The sequence below is a fragment of the Bradyrhizobium sp. CCBAU 45321 genome (genome assembly GCF_028128975.1).
Classification (GTDB): domain Bacteria; phylum Pseudomonadota; class Alphaproteobacteria; order Rhizobiales; family Xanthobacteraceae; genus Bradyrhizobium; species Bradyrhizobium yuanmingense.
This window is the reverse complement of record NZ_LFKZ01000057.1, coordinates 1-1,462: the sequence shown is the minus strand read 5'-3', so window position 1 is coordinate 1,462 and position 1,462 is coordinate 1. Positions and strand designations below refer to the sequence as shown.

2 protein-coding genes are annotated in these 1,462 nt (G+C 62.4%); both read left to right on the top strand.

Going from position 1 to position 1,462, the window contains the following annotated elements; genetic code table 11:
• Positions 1-670, top strand: a 670-nt coding sequence (locus tag ACM43_RS09670; protein ID WP_271539861.1) for a flagellin, incomplete at its 5' end; no start/stop codon positions are given.
• 357 nt (positions 671-1,027) lie between these two features.
• On the top strand, positions 1,028-1,462 hold a 435-nt coding region (locus tag ACM43_RS09665; protein ID WP_442869282.1), incomplete at its 3' end, for a flagellin N-terminal helical domain-containing protein.

Genomic DNA, 1,462 nt, shown 5'->3' with positions numbered 1-1,462 from the left:
GGCGACGATCGACGCCAACGGCCTGCTGACGATCTCGACCACCAACGACTACGCGTCCTCGACCATCGGTTCGAGCGCCGCGGGTGGTGCGATCGGCGGCACGCTGACCTCGTCGCTCACGTTCTCGACGGCTTCCAGCCCCGTCCAGGACGTCGTCGCGCAGACGGCGCGTGCGAACCTGGTGTCCCAGTTCAACAACATCCTGAACCAGATCGACACCACCGCGCAGGACTCCTCGTTCAACGGCGTCAACCTCTTGAACGGCGACCAGCTCAAGCTGGTGTTCGACGAAACCGGCAAGTCGAACCTCAGCATCACCGGCGTGACCTACAACTCCAAGGGTCTGGGCCTCGCCTCGCTGACCAGCGGTGTCGACTTCATCGACAACGCCGCCACCAACAAGGTGCTGACCAACCTGAACGCCGCCTCGAGCACGCTGCGCTCGCAGGCCTCGAGCCTCGGCTCGAACCTCTCGGTGGTGCAGGTCCGTCAGGATTTCAACAAGAGCCTGATCAACGTGCTGCAGACCGGCTCAGCCAACCTGACCCTGGCCGACACCAACGTCGAAGCGGCCAACAGCCAGGCGCTGTCGACCCGCCAGTCGATCGCGGTCTCCGCGCTGTCGCTGGCCAACCAGTCGCAGCAGAGCGTGCTGCAGCTGCTCCGCTAAGGCGCGGACGACATCGCAAGACGATCACGGCGGCGGGGCTTCGGCCCCGCCGCTTTCTTTTGTGCCGGCATCGGAATGCTGCTCGGCGGAGGGAGTGCTGCATTCGAATGCAGCCAATTGCTCACTCTGAGTTATGGTTGACAAGTCGCAAATGCCTCCTAGCTGCCCGAAAAAGTATCATCCTATCATGATGATATCGGTGAGCACGTTTGGGCCTCGAAGGCGCATATGGTGAATCCGCGCAAGGACTGGCGCGACACGCTTCATGCTTTGTTAGCCCTCCGCGTTCACCGTCCCCGACATCGATTAATCCTAATCGAAGTCCTGTTGCGTTGCGTACCAGAAGGGTAACACTCAATGTCCGGTATCGTCCTCTCCGCGTCGGTTCGTCAGAACCTGCTCTCCCTCCAGTCCACCGCTGATCTTCTCGCCACCACACAGAGTCGTCTGTCGACCGGCAAGAGCGTCAACTCGGCCCTGGACAATCCCACCAACTTCTTCACGGCACAGTCGCTCGACAACCGCGCCAGCGACATCAACAACCTGCTCGACGGCATCGCCAACGGCGTGCAGGTGCTGCAGGCTGCCAACACCGGCATCACCTCGCTGCAGAAGCTGATCGACTCTGCGAAGTCGATCGCCAACCAGGCGCTGCAGACCACGGTCGGCTATTCCACCAAGTCGAACGTCTCCACCACCATCTCCGGTGCGACGTCGGCCGACCTGCGCGGCACGACCTCCTATGCCAGCGCGACGGCGAGCAGCAACGTCGTGTATAGCGGCGCGGCCGGC